Origin of the sequence: Pseudonocardia sulfidoxydans NBRC 16205, from assembly GCF_007989085.1 — a bacterium.
Taxonomy (GTDB): Bacteria; Actinomycetota; Actinomycetes; order Mycobacteriales; family Pseudonocardiaceae; genus Pseudonocardia; species Pseudonocardia sulfidoxydans.
In genome coordinates this window covers 112,877-127,493 of the sequence record NZ_BJVJ01000008.1, presented here as the reverse complement: position 1 = coordinate 127,493, position 14,617 = coordinate 112,877, and the positions used below count along the sequence as shown (strand labels likewise).

13 protein-coding genes are annotated in these 14,617 nt (G+C 65.7%); 4 read left to right on the top strand and 9 right to left on the bottom strand.

Translation table 11 applies throughout. From position 1 onward, the window contains the following. Positions 1-246: 246 nt before the first annotated feature. From PSU4_RS06815 to PSU4_RS06790, 6 genes are read right to left on the bottom strand one after another with little or no spacing between them, the layout of a single operon-like run. Entirely contained in the window at positions 247-876 is a 630-nt protein-coding gene (locus PSU4_RS06815) for an isochorismatase family protein (protein ID WP_147103615.1), read from the bottom strand. Positions 877-891: 15 nt separating this feature from the next. Further along, positions 892-3,213 (bottom strand): xanthine dehydrogenase family protein molybdopterin-binding subunit, encoded by a 2,322-nt coding sequence (locus PSU4_RS06810; RefSeq protein ID WP_147103612.1) that lies wholly within the window; start codon positions 3,211-3,213, stop codon positions 892-894. Between the two features lie 37 nt (positions 3,214-3,250). Further along, positions 3,251-3,745: a (2Fe-2S)-binding protein gene (locus PSU4_RS06805; protein WP_147103609.1), complete on the bottom strand. Its 495-nt coding sequence runs from the start codon at positions 3,743-3,745 to the stop codon at positions 3,251-3,253. A gap of 1 nt (position 3,746) precedes the next feature. Next, positions 3,747-4,619, bottom strand: coding sequence for an FAD binding domain-containing protein (locus PSU4_RS06800; RefSeq protein WP_147103606.1), 873 nt, complete (start codon positions 4,617-4,619; stop codon positions 3,747-3,749). Continuing rightward, the gene (locus PSU4_RS06795) at positions 4,616-5,242 is read right to left on the bottom strand and encodes a hypothetical protein (RefSeq protein WP_147103603.1); all 627 of its coding nucleotides are present in this window, start codon (positions 5,240-5,242) and stop codon (positions 4,616-4,618) included. The genes PSU4_RS06800 and PSU4_RS06795 overlap by 4 nt, the downstream gene beginning before the upstream one ends. Then, a complete protein-coding gene (locus PSU4_RS06790; protein WP_147103601.1) occupies positions 5,239-6,528 on the bottom strand; it encodes an FAD-dependent monooxygenase in 1,290 nt (429 codons plus the stop codon). The genes PSU4_RS06795 and PSU4_RS06790 overlap by 4 nt, the downstream gene beginning before the upstream one ends. Before the next feature lie 228 nt (positions 6,529-6,756). Between PSU4_RS06790 and PSU4_RS06785 the strand changes: the two genes are divergently transcribed. The 4 genes from PSU4_RS06785 (at position 6,757) to PSU4_RS06770 (ending at position 10,484) form a co-directional block, all read left to right on the top strand. Continuing rightward, positions 6,757-7,803 carry a 2,5-dihydroxypyridine 5,6-dioxygenase NicX family protein gene (locus PSU4_RS06785; protein WP_147103598.1) on the top strand — a complete coding sequence of 349 codons (1,047 nt, stop codon included), beginning with the start codon at positions 6,757-6,759 and terminating at the stop codon, positions 7,801-7,803. A gap of 90 nt (positions 7,804-7,893) precedes the next feature. Further along, positions 7,894-9,306, top strand: a complete 1,413-nt coding sequence (gene leuC, locus PSU4_RS06780) for a 3-isopropylmalate dehydratase large subunit (RefSeq protein WP_147103595.1) — start codon at positions 7,894-7,896, stop codon at positions 9,304-9,306. A 16-nt stretch (positions 9,307-9,322) separates the two neighbouring features. After that, positions 9,323-9,913: a 3-isopropylmalate dehydratase small subunit gene (gene leuD / locus PSU4_RS06775; protein ID WP_147103593.1), complete on the top strand. Its 591-nt coding sequence runs from the start codon at positions 9,323-9,325 to the stop codon at positions 9,911-9,913. A gap of 97 nt (positions 9,914-10,010) precedes the next feature. Then, entirely contained in the window at positions 10,011-10,484 is a 474-nt protein-coding gene (locus PSU4_RS06770) for a class I adenylate-forming enzyme family protein (RefSeq protein ID WP_246114978.1), read from the top strand. 372 nt (positions 10,485-10,856) lie between these two features. Here PSU4_RS06770 and PSU4_RS06765 read toward each other — a convergent pair whose 3' ends face one another. From PSU4_RS06765 to PSU4_RS06755, 3 genes are read right to left on the bottom strand one after another with little or no spacing between them, the layout of a single operon-like run. Then, complete coding sequence (locus PSU4_RS06765) at positions 10,857-12,323, bottom strand: NAD-dependent succinate-semialdehyde dehydrogenase (RefSeq protein ID WP_147103587.1); 1,467 nt, start codon at positions 12,321-12,323, stop codon at positions 10,857-10,859. Positions 12,324-12,373: 50 nt separating this feature from the next. Then, positions 12,374-13,600 (bottom strand): iron-containing alcohol dehydrogenase, encoded by a 1,227-nt coding sequence (locus PSU4_RS06760; RefSeq protein ID WP_186816784.1) that lies wholly within the window; start codon positions 13,598-13,600, stop codon positions 12,374-12,376. Next, positions 13,597-14,595, bottom strand: a complete 999-nt coding sequence (locus PSU4_RS06755; protein WP_222596191.1) for an Ldh family oxidoreductase — start codon at positions 14,593-14,595, stop codon at positions 13,597-13,599. Before PSU4_RS06755 ends, PSU4_RS06760 begins: the two co-directional genes overlap by 4 nt. Positions 14,596-14,617 lie beyond the last annotated feature (22 nt).

The following is a 14,617-nucleotide window of genomic DNA, read 5'->3' as shown; positions in this document are numbered from 1 at the left end:
CCGCCCCGCCTTTGTGCAGGAACGGCACTTTCCTGCAACCCAGTTGCAGGAAAGTGTGGTTCCTGCAGAAACCCTGGCCGCGTCCTCACTACATTATTTCGACCAGCCCGAAACGGGGAGCGCGCTGAACAACTCGGACCTACTGCGAATTGGAGGACGCAGCCATCGCCCCCTCTCAACTCCCTCGGGTCACGGGAAGTTGGCATCGGATACATTCCTTCGCAGCCAGCGCTCGCCTGAGGGTGTTTACGGCACCGCGGAGAGATGTTGAACGGCCTCCCCGAGGCTGCAGACGTCGGCGTACTTGGCGTCGAGGTCTCGTAGGTTCGACTCATGCAGCTCGGCGTTCCGATCGGCGCAGGCGTCACGGACGACCTGTGGTCTGAAACCGTGGTTCAACGCATCGGTTGCCGTCGCCCGGATACAGCCGGACGTCGAAACGCCACAGATCACGACGGTGTCGACCTCCGCCGCGTGGAGCGTGGAAGCAAGCGACGTGCCGAAGAATGCGCTCGCGTACTGCTTGGTGACGCGCAGGTCTTCCGCTTCTGGCTTCAACACGAGTTGGCCGGCTCGTCCTGGAGCGTTGGCGGCGTAGACCGATAATCCGGGAACCTTCTTGTAGAACAAGCCAGCGTTGGACATGTCGTCGTGATACACGACATCGGTCCAGATGACGGAAAGGCCACTCTGGCGCGCCACGTTGGTGAGCGCCTCCGTCGCTTCGATCGCCGAGTTGATGCCGGGCAGAGCGAACGGGCTGTCTGCATCGACGTAGGCGTGCACGAGATCGACAACCACCAGAGCAGGTCGCCGTCCCCACCCGACTCGCCCCGAGAACTTCGAACCGTGAGGCTTGTCGTCCGTCTCGGTCATTGGATCCCCATTCCTCTAATGCAGATTCTCGAAAATTGCTCGTGCATGTCCTTGAAGGACTTCGGGACGCAACGGCAAGGTATTGTGCTCGGATGCCAGAGCGTTCGACACCGCGTTGGCGATGGCCGCACCGGCCGCGATGGTCCCGCCTTCTCCCACGCCCTTCGCTCCGAGGATTCCGTTCGGCGCAGGAATTTCCAGATGGCGGATGGTGACTCGAGGGAGTTCGCAGGCGGTGGGGACCAGGTAATCCATGAACGAGCCAGTCTGAGGTTGTCCCGCCTCGTCGTAGTGGAAGGACTCGTAGAGCGCCGCAGCGATACCCTGCGCCAGGGCCCCCTTGGTCTGTCCTTCCACGATGAGCGGGTTGATGACTCGTCCACAGTCCTCGGCGACGACGTACTGGAGGATGTCGACCTCACCGGTCTCCGAATCGACAGAGACCCGACAGGCGTGTGTGGCATAGGAGTACAGAACGTCGTCGGCTTCGAAAGTCCGTCCAATATTGTATCGGCCAGGGTCTGCTTTTCCGGCAAGGATGCGCACATCGATCGACCGCTCGTGGCCGGCGTGCTCACTGACTTCGCTGTCGACGATCTGCAGTTCGTCAGCAGGGACGTCGAGCAAGGCGGCGGCGTCTTCAATCAAACGAGATTTGAGCTCCGTACCGGCGAGGATGATGGCCCCCGAGGTCACTGAGGCGCTTCGGGATGAGCCTGTGCCATTTCCATCTACCTCCCCGGTGCCGGTGTCGCTTTGCACGATGTCGATGTCATCGATGGCAATGCCAGTCGCGTCGGCAAGCACCTGTGCATAGGTGGTGGCGGTCCCCTGGCCGATGGAAGGGCTCGATGTCCACACGGAGACCCGACCGTCCTGGTCGAGATCCAGTTGGCAGCTGTCCCAACCTTTCAGTGCGGTCATTCCGCGTTGTTTGAACAGCTTCGAATTGTTTCCCGTCCATTCCACATATGTGGCGAATCCGAGCCCCAACAATGTTCCTGAGGATCGTGCGGCACGTTGTTCGCTGGGGAAACTGTCGTAGCCGATCATCTCAGCGGCTGCTTCCAGTGAGGCGACGTAGTCGCCGCTGTCGTACTTTTGAGACGTCGCCGTCAGATACGGAAGCTCGTCGGAGGTGATGAGGTTGCGACGACGGATCTCGACGGCGGAGAATCCCAGTTCATCTGCGAGTATGTCCATGACGCGCTCGTGGACGAGCGTCGCCACCGGGAGCCCGACGCCGCGGTAGGGCCCGGCTGGACAGGTGTTCGTGGCCATGGCCCGAGCCCGCGCCCGGTAGTGCGCGAGCCGGTACGGACCGGGCGTCATGGACAGGACTCCGGCGGCCTCCAGCGTGTGTGTAATGGGGTGCACGGAGTACGCGCCGGTGTTGCAGAGCGCATCGACCTCCATCGCCAGGAGCACCCCGTCGTGATCGGCCGCGACCCTGACGCTGACTTCCATGTCGCGTGCATGGGCCGAAGCGATGAGGTTCTCCGACCGGTCCTCCACCCATTTGACGGGCTCGTTCAGATACATGGCGGCCCAGGCCACGAGGATTTCCTCTGGCGAGGCCAGGCTCTTGAGCCCGAATCCTCCGCCAATATCGGGACACTTGACCCGGACCTTTTCGACCCCGAGAAGGTCGGACACGGTCTCTTTGAGTGCATGAGGGAACTGGCTCGACGCCCACAGGACGAGTTCGTCCTCCACGATCGTGGCGGCGGCGCCGCGAGTCTCCATCGGCACGGGAGCAACTCTGGAATGCCGGAACGTCCGCTCGATGACGTGCGCAGCGCGTTGAAATGCCGAGTCAGGGTCTCCACTTTCGAGCACACGGTCGAACAGGACGTTCGAGTCGATCCCGGCTCCGGCGTGCAGCACGGGTTTGCTCGGGTCCAGCGATTCTGCGAGCGTGCAGACCACCGGCAGCGGGTCGATGTCGACCGCGACGAGCGCTGCCGCATCCTCAGCTACGTAGCGCGAGGTCGCGACCACCGCAACGATCGGTTCGCCGACGTAGCGGACCACCCCTTTCGCCAGGAGGTGCCGTGGTGGGTTGGCGGCGTTGGCCACGGGGGTCACGAGCGGGGGGACGTGGTCGAGATCGTCGGCGGTGATGACTGCGCGCACCCCTGTCAGCTCCCGGGCGGCGCGGGTGTCCATTGCGGTAATCGTGCCGTGCGCGACGTTGCTGCGTACGTAAGCGACGTGCAGCGCTCCCGGGATCGGGATGTCGTCGAGGAATGTGGCCGTACCGCTGAGGAGCTGCCGATCCTCGATGCGGCCCAGTGCTCTTCCGACAAGGGGCAACGTACCAATCGTGTCCTGCATGAGGCGCGATCCGTTCTCTGGCGAGGCACAAAGCGATTTAGGCGGCACGAGAGGACCGGACCTGCGCGAGTGCGGCCATGACCGCGTTCACGATGTTCTCGTAGCCGGTGCACCGACAGAGGTTCCCGGCGAGGGCCTCACGGATCTGCGTCTCGTCCGGGTCCTCCTCCGCGGTGAGAAGGGGCTGCAGCGACATCAAGATGCCCGGGGTGCAGAAGCCACACTGGAGACCGTGGTGCTCGTGGAGTGACTGCTGAAGAACGCTCCAGCCCTCGGGCCCAGCGCTGGCCGTGAGGCCCTCCACGGTGCGGATCACCGCGCCCTCCACCTGCACGGCGAACATCAGGCACGATCGCGCGGGTGCCCCGTCCACCTCGACGGTGCAAGCTCCGCACACCCCGTGCTCACAGCCGACATGAGTTCCGGTCAAGCCGGCGTCGTGCCGGATGAAGTCGGAGAGGAGCAGGCGTGGTTCCACTCGGGCCTCCACGTCGGCGCCGTTGACGTTGACGCTGATGCGCTGCATTCCCATCTCAGGGCTCCTGCACCCTCAGGTTCGCGGCGAGGATCGCACGACGAACGACGACTTCGAGCAACGACCTGTGATAGGCCACCGACCCGTGAAGGTCCCCGGACGGCGACCCGGCCTCCGCGGCCATCTTGGCTGCCCGCGCTGCGCGTTCCTCAGTGATGACCGCACCTAGAAGGCAGTCCTCGGCGTCGGTTGCGCGTACGGGCGTGGGTGCCGCGCCGAGCAGGGCAACCGATATTCGCGAGCAGCGCCGATCGCTGTTGAGATCGAGCACCACACCCGCACCCGCGAGAGCGAAATCGCCGTTGCGGCGCGTGTGTTCGACGAACGCGTGCCCGTGACTTTTGCGCAAGAGCGGCACCCGGACTTCGACGAGCAGTTCTCCCGGCTCCAGCGCGGTGGTCATCGGACCCAGGAAGAAGTCGCGCCAGGGAATGCGGCGCGAACCGGAGACTGAACGCGTGACGAACTCCGCATCGAGGGCCGCGAGCGCGACCGGGAGCTCGGCGGCGGAATCCGCATGCGCGACGCTGCCGCCTATCGTGCCGCGGCTTCGGATTTGAGGGTGGGCGACGAATCGGACCGCCTCCTGTAGCAACGGCCAACCGTCGCGCACGACCGCGGACTTCTCGAGGGTTGAGTGGCGAGTGAGAGCACCGATGCGGAGTGCACCGCCTACGCGTCTGACAAAGGAGAGCTCATGTAGATCATTGATGTCGATCAGCAACGCGGGTTCGGCGAGGCGGAAATTGAGCAGAGGGACCAGACTCTGGCCACCGGCAATGATCTTCGAGTCCTCCGGGCCGTCGTGCAGAGCGGTAAGTGCCTCTTCAACACTGTGGACCCGCAGGTAGTCGAAGCTGGCGGGTTTCATGGTGCCTCGCGGATGGCTCGGAGGCCGGACGAGCGAGAGCGCCGCTGCCGGAGCGACAGAAGGACCACTGAGAGCGCGATACCAGCCATGACCGTCAAGAGCCGTGCGCGTCTGCTGCTCGAACCCATGGAGTCGAGCACCGGCGAGGCGACTCCGGCCTCGTCCGGACCTGCAGCACCCACTCCAACAATCTCCTGAGCAGACACATTGGTGAGAGCTGCAGCGACCCGCTCGGTGAACACCTCTACGGCGTGTGTGGCGGCGGCTCTCAAGGCCTCCGTGTGAAACCCATTCACGGACAGCGTCGGCACCACCGTCAGTGCAGTCGCCCGCTCCTGCGCTGTGACTGTGGCGGCGATCCGGAGAGTTCCCAGGGTGCTGCCACGTGCCTCACGAACGATCACCTCATAGCAGACGCGGTGCGCGACGGTATCGGCATCGATGATGCGCAGCGTCGCAAAGAACTGACCGTTCGGGTGCGGCATGACACCACGAATGACATCACCGCTCGACGATTGATTCCGCAGCGCATCCTGCAGGCACCTGCGGATGAACCGGTGGTCCTCCAGGGCGGCGATGGCGTGTTCGACCGGCGCTGTGAGAACCGCGACGGACGACTTCATCCCTTCTGCCAACTTGCGATCGCAGACTGGCCGCCGTTCGCGAAGGCGTAACCGGAGGACATCGGCTCCTCGGAACCGCTCCAGAGCCAGTCGTAGGAGATGTGGGACTCTCCCTGGAAGTTGCGCAGTTTCTCGTCGCGCGCGACCTGTTCCGGCCCGTCCGGCATCTGGTAGAAGTTTCTGTTTTGAGCCGACGCTTCCTGCACAAGGCCGGCTCGTCGATAACGCCGGGCGGCGTAGCGGATCAAAGCAGCCTCGATGCCGCCCTTGTCCACCACCGAAAGCTCACGAGCGAGCACGTGTGCATCCTCGATTGCTTGTGAGGCGCCCTGGGCCTGAAAGGGCACCATCGCGTGGGCGGCATCTCCCAGCAGGGCGACGTGACCGTCAACCCATACCGGGTTGCGGCGGTGGGCGAAGAGCGCCCACTTGGCGACCGGTTCCTCGACCTTCTTCAGGATCGAGGTGAGGCGCGAGTCCCACGTGGCCAGGGCGGCGACCAGCTCATCGACAGTGGTGTCGACCGTCCAGCCGTCGTGCAGCGGGATGTCGCTCTGCAACGCCGCCCCGAGGTTGAGGTACTCACCACCGCGGATGAAGTAGTGCACCAGGTGCAGCCTCGGTCCGAGCCACATGGTCGAGTGGAAGCTGTCCCAGAGGAAGCGGGTGGCGGGATCCTTCATGAGGCTTTCACCGGGAACCATCACGCGGAAAACCATCTGGCCCGAGAACCGGAGGTCGTCGCTACCCATGATCTCCTCACGGACCTGCGAGCGCACACCGTCGGCGCCGATCACGACGTCCGCCTCGAACCGTCGGCCGTCCTCGGTGACGACAGCTGGCTGCTCACCGACAGACTGGTCGACCGACTTCACCCGTGCTGACGTGCACAAGTGAACGTCGGGGCCGGGGGTCGCCGGATCGGCGCACGCGTCGAGCAGAACCCTGTGCAGGTCTGCCCTGTGGAAGTGCCAGTAGGGGGCCCCGTGCTCCCTCCAGACGGCATCGCCCAACGGGCGGATCCCCAGGATCGAGCCGTCGCTCCAGCGGCGCCGCACCTGGAAGGTCGGGCTGGTCTTGATGGCCTCGAGCTGGGGTCGCAACCCGTTTTCGATGAGGATTCTGCTCGCATTGGGGGCTGTCTGGATGCCGGCGCCGACCTCGCCGAACTCGTCGGCCTGTTCGAGGACCGTGACGCGGATGCCCGCCATACGGAGGAAGTACGCGGCGGACAGGCCTCCCAGACCACCGCCGGCGATGACGACGCTGTGGATGTGACGAGCCAACGGACCTCCTTGGTTCACCGTCGTCCATCGACGACGTACCGAAATACTACGCACACTGATGACTTCCGCAACCCCTCGGCAGTCCTCGCGAGACCTGCCGCGCGGACACACCTCCCCATGTGGGGGGATGGTCTCCTTGACAGGCTCGAACGCGGGGGATCAGTATGAAAGTGAGCCAGGTCGTCAGTGCTCTGACTAGTTTCGAGCCGGTCCCCCTCAGGAGGCCTTGTGAACCGCACGATGTTCAACGCTCTGTGCCTGGAGCAGCTGAAGCTTTCCGCCGTCAACGAAGCAGAGACGCTTGCCGTGTTGACACGAGGCGATGAGCGCGCGGACTACGTCGACTCTTTCCTGTGGGCCGCGCAGCAGTTGGGCGCCCAAGCGTTCCACCTTCGCCTCCCCGCACCGATGGACACCGAGGCCGCGTGGAAGGTCGGCGACATCGGCCTCGCTTCCAATCCGCTCGCACTCGAGGCACTGAAGAGCGTCGACATGGTCATCGATTGCGCACTGATGCTCTTCAGCCTGGAACAGCTCGCGATCCAGGAAGCTGGTACGCGCATCCTGACCGCGATCGACCCGATGTCGACGCTGGCGAAGCTCTTTCCGACGACTGAACTCCGTGAGCGAGTCGAGCTCTCGCAGCAGTACCTCGCCAAGGCGCGATCTCTGCGGTTCACCAATGCCTTCGGCACCGACGTGACCTACCGGCTCGGGGCCTACCCGGCGATGGCGGAGTACGGGTACACGGATACCCCGGGACGCTGGGACAACTGGGGTTGCGGTTTCGCCTTCACCGGGGCCTACGACGACGGGGTCGACGGGACGATCGTGCTGGCGCCGGGGGACATCGTTCACCCGTTCAACAAGTACGTTCAGTCGCCGGTGAAGTTCACGATCGAGAGCGGGTTCATCGTCGACATTCGAGGAGTGGACGGACACACCAGCTTGGATGCCGACATGATCAGGGCCTTCATCGAGGGCTTCGACGACCCGCGTGGGTTCGGCATGAGCCACGTCGGCTGGGGTCTTGACGAGCGGGCGCAGTGGTACCTGATGCGGGAGGATCCTTCCGTCATCGGTGTGGAAACGCGCTCCTTCTACGGCAACGTGATGATCTCGACAGGTCCGAACAACGAGCTCGGCGGCCCTAACGACACGCCATGCCACCTCGACATCCCGATGCGTGACTGCAGCCTCTATCTCGATGACGAGCTGATCCTCGACGCGGGCGCACTCGTTCCTGCAGATCTGCGCCCGACATCGCATCAGTAGTTCTTTTCGCGCACGAGTGCGTCTGAACGGAAGCAGTGTCGTGATCGTCGTGTCGATGTCGCGACCGTCCACGGAGCGGAGCTGATAGCCATGGGCCAGACTTTGGCGGAGAAGGTATGGAACGAGCATGTCGTCCGCTCAGCTCCGGGTGAGCCGGATCTGCTCTACATCGATCTTCATCTGATCCACGAGCTGAGCAGTGCACAGGCCTTCGACGGTCTGCGAGCGGCAGGGCGGACGGTACGCCGGCCGGAGCTGACTCTTGCCACCGAAGATCACAACGTCCCGACGTTGGCCTGGGACGAACCGATCTCGGACCCGGTCAGCCGCACCCAGGTCGAGACGCTGCGCAACAACGCCGCAGAGTTCGGCCTGCGTCTGCATCCCCTCGGCGACGTCGACCAGGGCATCGTCCACGTCATCGGTCCGCAGCTGGGCCTGACGCAGCCGGGTATGACGATCGTGTGCGGCGACTCCCACACTGCCACGCACGGCGCGTTCGGTGCGATCGCGTTCGGTATCGGCACGTCTGAGGTCGAGCATGTACTGGCCACCCAGGCACTGCCGCAAGCCAAGCCGAGGACCTTGGCCGTCACCGTCCATGGCTCGTTGTCAACAGGTGTCAGCGCCAAGGACCTGATCCTGCACTTGATCTCCAAGGTCGGCACCTCCGGTGGCCAGGGCTACATCGTGGAGTACCGCGGCCAGGCCATCCGCGAGCTCTCGATGGAGGGCCGCATGACGATCTGCAACATGTCGATCGAGTGGGGGGCTAAGGCGGGTCTCATCGGGCCCGACGAGACCACCTTCGCCTACATCAAGGACAAGCCCGAGGCACCGACGGGTGCTGTCTGGGACGCCGCGGTGGCGCACTGGGAAACTCTCGTGACCGACGAGGACGCTGTCTTCGACAAAGAGATCGTGCTCGATGCCGCGGAGGTCACGCCGTTCGTCACCTGGGGCACCAACCCGGGCCAGGGCGCGCCGCTGAGCGCGGCGGTGCCCGACCCGGCTGACTTCGAGGACGAACAGGACCGTGCCGCGGCCGAGAAGGCGTTGGACTACATGGGCCTCGCGGCTGGCACGCCGCTGCGCAACATCAAGGTCGACACGGTCTTCATCGGCTCGTGTACCAACGGGCGCATCGAAGACCTGCGCGCAGCCGCGGCAGTCCTCCGGGGGCGCAAGGTCGCCGGGGACACTCGTCTGCTCGTTGTCCCTGGCTCGTTCAGAGTCCGCCTGCAGGCTCAGGAGGAAGGCCTGGACAAGGTCTTCATCGACGCCGGCGCCGAGTGGCGCGGTGCGGGCTGTTCCATGTGCACCGCGGTCAACCCTGACAGTCTGCGGCCCGGGGAGCGGTCGGCCTCGACCTCGAACCGCAACTTCGAAGGCCGTCAGGGTGCGGGTAGCCGGACCCACCTGGTCTCCCCACAGGTCGCCGCGGCGACCGCCGTGCGCGGCACGCTCGCGTCGCCCGCGGATCTCGAGCCGAGCTTCATCTGATCCTGAAGGACGTCACATGGACCAGTACACGACTCATACCGGCGTCGGCGTCCCGCTCAAGCGCAGTGACATCGACACCGACCAGATCATCCCAGCGGTCTACCTGAAGCGGATCTCCAGGTCAGGCTTCGAGGACGGCCTCTTCGCCAACTGGCGCAAGGACCCGGAGTTCATCCTCAACTCCGAGGTCTACAAGAACGGCACGGTCCTCGTCGCCGGCCCGGACTTCGGCACCGGCTCCTCGCGTGAGCACGCCGTCTGGGCGCTTCAGGACTACGGATTCAAGGTCGTCATCTCCTCGCGCTTCGGCGACATCTTCCGCGGCAACTCCGGCAAGGCCGGCCTCCTGGCGGCCCAGGTCGACGAGAAGGTTGTGCAGAAGCTGTGGGACTACCTCGATCACACCCCCGGCGGCCAGATCACCGTCGACCTCGAGACCCAGACCGTGACCGCGGGCGACTCGCTGAAGGAGTCCTTCGAGATCGACCCACATACCAGGACGCGTCTCCTGAACGGGCTCGACGACATCAGCCTCACGCTCTCGCACGACGCGGAGATCGTCTCCTATGAGGCTAGTCGCCCCGCGTGGAAGCCCACGACCCTCTGACCGCCGTTGATGCAGGTCCGAACGCACAGAGCGAAGGCGAGCACTCGTCGCGGCTGACCACGGTCGTCCCTCAATATCCCGGAGTCTGACCGGTGAGGTGCTCGCCCAGAGCAACACCGTTCTGGCCGGTTACTGGGAGGATCCGGAGGCCTCCGCCGAAGCCCTGCACTCCGGCTTTTTCCGCACGGGAGACGGGGGCACCCTCGACGAGGGCGGTTACCTTTCCCTCTCCGATCGCAAGAAGGACGTGATCATCACCGGCGGTGAGAATGTCTCCTCGATCGAGGTCGAGGACGTCGTCTTCAGCCATCCCGCCGTCGCGGAGGTCGCCGTGATCGGCGTTCCCGATGACAGGTGGGGTGAGATGGTGATCGCGCTGGTCGTCCTCGTCGAGGGCCAGGCGGTCAGCGAGGCCGAGCTGATTGCCCACGTCCGGACGTCCCTGGCCGGCTACAAGGTGCCCAAGCGGGTCGAGTTCCGCGACTCCATCCCGCGAACAGCCACAGGCAAGATCCAGAAGTTCATACTCAGGCAGGCCTTCTGGGAGAACTCGGACCGCCAGGTCAACTGAGCCCACCTGCTCACCCGGATCTTGGACGGATCGGTGACAGCCCGCCGCCGCCCCGGTGCCGTCCGTATGTCGCCGATCACCTCTGCACGTCACTTGGAACTGGCCGTTCCGGACGCCGTCCTGGGTAGCGAGGGAGTCGACCGTAGGCAGCGCCATTGCATCGGTGCGGCTCGCACGGGCCGGCGGCATCGAGCAGCTCCCGACGCTGGGTCTGATGCCGGGGCTCGATCTTGCCGGTCGTGGTGTGGGCATGTGGCCCGGGTCCGCCGCGGAATGGTGCACTGGGCGGAACAGGCTCGTGATCGTTTGCCCAGACGGCCAGGCGGAGACGGTGCGCCAGACGGTCCCTCTCCGCTCAAGGTGCTGCACCGATCACACTGGTACGGCGAGATATTGCTGCTCGAGAAACTCCTCGATGCCGACATCACTGCCCTCGCGGCCCAATCCACTTTGCTTCACCCCGCCGAACGGCGCGGCGGGATCGCTCGCGACGCCTGTGTTGATCGCGACCATGCCGGTGTCCAGCAGGTGGCCGATCCTGACCGCCCGGGCGGTGTCGCGAGAGAACACGTAGCCGATGAGCCCGCGGTCGGTGTCGTTGGCCCACCTGATCGCCTGCTCCTCCTCATCGAAAACGATCAATGGGGCCACCGGGCCGAAGATCTCCTGCCTGGTGATCTCCATGCCGTGCTCGACACCGACCAGCACCGTGGCGGGATAGAACGCCCCGGGGCCGCTCGGCCGCCTACCGCCGGTTGTGGCGCAGGCACCAGCAGCGACAGTCGTATCGACGAGCCGGCAGATCTTCTCGACCTCCGCGTCGGACACGAGGGCCGCAACGCCTGACGCAGGGTCTGCGCCGTGACCCAACCGCAGCGCGGCCATCCGCTGGGTGAGCCGGCCGGCGAAGTCATCTGCGACGGCCCGGTGCACGTAGATCCGATTGGCAGCGGTGCACGCCGCGCCGCCGTTGCGCATCTTCGCGACCAGTACGCCGTCCACAGCAGCGTCGATGTCGGCGTCCTCCAGGACGATCACCGGCGCGTTGCCGCCGAGTTCCAACGCCGCACTGACGACGTTGTCGGCCGCTTCGCGCAGCAGGAGGCGACCGACTTCGGTCGAGCCGGTGAAGGACAGTTTGCGCAGGGCCGGGTGGTGCAGCATCGCGCTGACCGCTGGACCGGGCTGTGAGGGGAGTACGAGATTGACGACTCCTGCGGGCACACCCGCGCGGGTCAGCAGGTCGACGATGTAGGTCGCGGTCAACGGCGTCTCGAGGGCGGGCTTGAGTACCACCGAACACCCGGCGGCCAGGGCGGGTGCCAGCTTGCGGGTCGCCATCGCAGCCGGGAAGTTCCACGGAGTGATGAGCAGGGCGACGCCGATCGGTTTGCGGGTGACCATGATCTGCTTGTCGCCATTCGGTGCGAGGCGGTACTCGCCACCGATCCGCACGGCCTCTTCGGAGAACCACCTAAAGAACTCGGCGGCGTAAGCAACTTCGCCGTAGGAATCGACGAGGAGCTTGCCGTTCTCTCGCGTGATCAAGTGGGCGATGGCGTCCCGCTCGGCGTTCATCAGATCGAATGCCCGGCGCAAGATCTCCCCGCGCTGCCGTGGCGGCCTTTCCGCCCATGACGCCAGGGCGTCGGCGGCTGCGTCCACGGACTCGAGGCACTCGGCCACCGTGCTGTCGGCGACTGTGGCGATCACCGACCCATCGGCGGGGTCGAGCACATCTTGTCCGGTACCAGGTTTCGGCTCACGCCACTGGCCTGCGACGAAGCTCCCCGTGAAACGGCGAGCGCCGGCGGCCGGGGCGGGGGCAAGTGCAGTCATGCGTCCTTCTAGTCGTCCAGGTGTGGAAAAACGATCCGGGGCGGAAGCCGTCACCGACGCCGGGCCAGCGGGCGATCGCCAGACCAGGCGGCATGCAGGATCGCCAGCAGGACCTCGTCGTCGGCGAGGATCGGGGCGTTGGCGACGAGCCTTTCGAACCGGGCCGCTTGTTCGGCCAGCCGCGGCAGCTCCCGGCGTTCGAGCCCGATGTCGGCGAGCGTGCGGGGGATGCCGGCGCCAGCCAGAATCGCGACCACCTCGTCGATCACCTGACCTGCGGGGTCTGGCCCCTCGATCCCCCAGGCCGCTGCGGCCTGCGCCAGTCGGTCGTCGCAGACTGGGCGGGTCGCCTCCAGGACGTAGGGCAGCAGCAGACCCACGCCCAGGCCATGGGACGTGTGGGTGGCGGCTCCGATCGAGTACTGCAAGGCGTGCCCGAGATGGGTTCCAGAGGTGCCGAACGCCATTCCGGCGCACAGGCTGCCATACGACATCGCGGTGAGGGCGGGCTCGTTCGCTGCGTCGGCCACCACGCGCCGCAGGTTGGGGCCGATGCTGGCCGCTGCCTCCAGCGCCAAGCTGTTCCCCAACCGTTGGGAGCCGACGAACACTGGCAGATCAACTGTCCACGTCGGCGTGCGGTGACCAGCGGTGAGCGCTTCCAGCGAGTGGGCCAACGCGTCCGCGCCCGAATGCGCACGGACGCGGGTCGGACAGCCGCGGGTCAGGGCCGGGTCGACAACGGCGGCCGCCGGGATCAGCCACGGGCTGGAGACACCGACCTTGAACTCGCGTTCCGGATCGGCGACGACGGCCACGGGCGTGACCTCCGAACCGGTGCCGGCGGTCGTCGGGACCGCCACCACCGGCAGCAGTGGGCCGGGCACCTTGTTCTCTCCGTAGTAACGGCTGACGGGGCCGGGATGGGTCAGCAACAACGCGACGATCTTCGCCAGATCGATCGAACTGCCGCCGCCGTAGCCGAGGATGACATCTGGCGTAGCACGCGATGCCGCCGCGACGGCTGCGTCGATGGTTGACAATGGCAGCTCGGGGCGGCCTTCCGAGTAGATCTCGACCTGGCAGCCGGCTGCGACGAGGGTCGTGTGCAGAAGCGCGAAATCCGGCTGACCGATCAGGTTCATGTCGCTGCAGACCAGGACCCGGCGACCGAGGCCGGAAACAATCCCTGGCACCGATGCCGCACTGCCCCATCCGAAGTGGATCAGCGGCGGCACCCGCAGGACCGCATGGGTGAGCTGGGAGTCGATAGTCATGACAACAAGTCCTGTGCTGCCTTCCATACTTCATCGTCGATCGGTACGCCCGAGGCGAGCCGTTCTGTGCGCTCGCGGCGAGCGCGGTCGCCCGGGACGTCGATGCGCCGGTTTCCTCGCGCGAGGGGACTGGCGCGTACCTCGTCGAGGTAGATCCCCATCCGAGCCCGGAACCCCGCATCCAACGCTGCCGGACGCAACACCATGAACAGGTCACCTTTGGTGCTCGGGTGCTCGGTGTCGAGGGTCCCGAGCACCCGCTCGCCGGTCTCGGTTCCCGTCAGTGAGGCGACGAGCAGCTCGAACGCGAGACCGAGCGCGTAGCCCTTCGGTCCGCCGAACGGCGACACCGCGCCGTCCACCGCCTTCGCGGCGTCCGTGGTCGGCTCCCCTGCGGCATCGACAGCCCATCCTGGCTGCAATGGTTCACCTACGAGCGCATGGTGGAGCACCTTTCCCCGGGAGATCGCTCCGGTCGACATGTCCAGCACGAACGGCTCATCTTGGGTCGGCACCGCGATCCCGATCGGATTGGTGCCGACCATCGGTCGGCGGCCACCCCAGGGATGAACGAGCGCCTCGCTCGTGGTCAGGATCACGCCAACGGCGCCGGCCGAGGCTGTCCGCTCCACGTAGGGCGCGAGCATGCCGAGATGGTTTCCGTTGCGGATGGCGGCCACGGCGACGGGCTGCTCTCGGGCCAGCAGCGTGTCCACCACGTCGTACCCGATGACCGGGCCGAACCCGTGGTGTCCGTCCACGAGGGCGAAAGCAGGCGATGCCCAGCGGTACGAGGGGTGCGCGGCCGGGTCGATCAGCCCGCGGCGCATCCGTTCGAGCAGCACGGGCAGGCGTTGCAGACCGTGTGAATGGTGACCTCGGAGGTCACCCTCCACCAAGAGCTCGGCCTGCATGCCTGCGGCGTGGGCCGGGGCGCCCGCGGCGATCAGCACCCGTTGGACGAGCGCTCGTGCCTCTTCAGCTGCGACGATCACGACAGGATGTCCACGGCTCACG

Excerpts from the sequence above, each read along its gene's own strand:
- PSU4_RS06815 (WP_147103615.1), bottom strand. The coding sequence starts at position 876 with ATGACCGAGACGGACGACAAGCCTCACGGTTCGAAGTTCTCGGGGCGA.
- PSU4_RS06810 (WP_147103612.1), bottom strand. The coding sequence starts at position 3,213 with ATGCAGGACACGATTGGTACGTTGCCCCTTGTCGGAAGAGCACTGGGC.
- PSU4_RS06805 (WP_147103609.1), bottom strand. The coding sequence starts at position 3,745 with ATGGGAATGCAGCGCATCAGCGTCAACGTCAACGGCGCCGACGTGGAG.
- PSU4_RS06800 (WP_147103606.1), bottom strand. The coding sequence starts at position 4,619 with ATGAAACCCGCCAGCTTCGACTACCTGCGGGTCCACAGTGTTGAAGAG.
- PSU4_RS06795 (WP_147103603.1), bottom strand. The coding sequence starts at position 5,242 with ATGAAGTCGTCCGTCGCGGTTCTCACAGCGCCGGTCGAACACGCCATC.
- leuC (WP_147103595.1), top strand. The coding sequence starts at position 7,894 with ATGGGCCAGACTTTGGCGGAGAAGGTATGGAACGAGCATGTCGTCCGC.
- leuD (WP_147103593.1), top strand. The coding sequence starts at position 9,323 with ATGGACCAGTACACGACTCATACCGGCGTCGGCGTCCCGCTCAAGCGC.
- PSU4_RS06765 (WP_147103587.1), bottom strand. The coding sequence starts at position 12,323 with ATGACTGCACTTGCCCCCGCCCCGGCCGCCGGCGCTCGCCGTTTCACG.
- PSU4_RS06760 (WP_186816784.1), bottom strand. The coding sequence starts at position 13,600 with ATGACTATCGACTCCCAGCTCACCCATGCGGTCCTGCGGGTGCCGCCG.